This window comes from Burkholderia sp. Ax-1724, from assembly GCF_011752995.1.
GTDB lineage: Bacteria > Pseudomonadota > Gammaproteobacteria > Burkholderiales > Burkholderiaceae > Paraburkholderia.
The window spans coordinates 1-1,066 of record NZ_VWWL01000058.1; the positions used below are offsets into that span (position 1 = coordinate 1).

At 64.3% G+C, this 1,066-nt stretch carries 1 protein-coding gene and 1 pseudogene; one reads left to right on the forward strand and one right to left on the reverse strand.

Features of this window, described 5'->3' with window-relative positions:
* Nucleotides 1-338: DUF3683 domain-containing protein (locus tag F3J19_RS32270; protein ID WP_167050538.1), on the reverse strand; the 338-nt coding region annotated here is incomplete at its 3' end.
* Between the two features lie 455 nt (nucleotides 339-793).
* Between F3J19_RS32270 and F3J19_RS32915 the strand changes: the two are divergent.
* A pseudogene (locus F3J19_RS32915) lies at nucleotides 794-1,066 on the forward strand (PLP-dependent threonine dehydratase); the annotation flags it as partial.

Below are 1,066 nucleotides of genomic sequence, written 5' to 3' on the forward strand. Positions count from 1 at the left end.
CGGCGCTTCTCGATTTCGGCGAGGCGGTGATTGAGCGCCTCGATCAGCAGCGCGCGGCGCTTCGGGTTGTCGAGCAGATCGTCCTGCAGATACGGATTGCGGCGCACGACCCAGATGTCGCCGAGCACTTCATAGAGCATGCGCGCCGAGCGGCCGGTGCGGCGTTCGGCGCGCAGTTCGGCGAGCGCGTCCCACGCATCGTTGCCGAGCAGGCGGATGACGATTTCGCGATCGGAGAACGACGTGTAGTTATAGGGAATTTCGCGCAGACGCGCTTCGGGATCGGCAGCCACCGCAGCGGCGGCGCCGTGCGGATCGAAAACTTGAGGTGCGTTCATGTTTGGACGACTCGGTAGATCAACCGGGCGCGCTCGTAATGACGAGGCGTCGGCTGACGGTGCGCGTGGGGCGCAATGCCTGGAAATCTTCTTTCTAGGGGAAGGGGAGCGAGCACGACCGGCGGCCTACCCACGCCAGTCGCTTCGCGGCACTCAGATACAGCTACACGATCGTGCGTGGCGGACGTGACGCTCCGCCGCGGGACAAGACTCGCGCGGGACGGGCATCAAGTGGGCGATCCGAGGCTGCCAGTGCATCTTCCGATCCTTATTCCAAACCGAAATTCTACCGCATGATGCCGCCATGCGTTGACGGTGGAAGTCGGGGCGATGGCGGCGGCCCGGGCGTTTTCGAAGCGAATCGGCGGGCGTTTCACATGCGGTTGACTTACCGACCGGACGGTTGGCAAACCCGATGCGTGCGGCCTCGATACCGCTTGCGGCCAGGTTGCCGGATGGTTGCGGGACGGTCACGGCAGCGCGGCGGCGCGACAAGCGGAAAGGCCAGAGCAAACACCGTTGGCGCTATCATTGACGTTTTCCCGTCTGACACAGCGCACCGCGCCACCCGCATGGCTTCCCACGACTACCTGAAAAAGACCCTGACCGCGCGCGTCTACGACGTGGCGCGCGAGACCGAACTCGAACATGCGCCGAACCTGTCGGCGCGGCTGCGCAATCCGGTCTATCTGAAACGCGAGGACAACCAGCCGGTGTTCTCGTTCAAG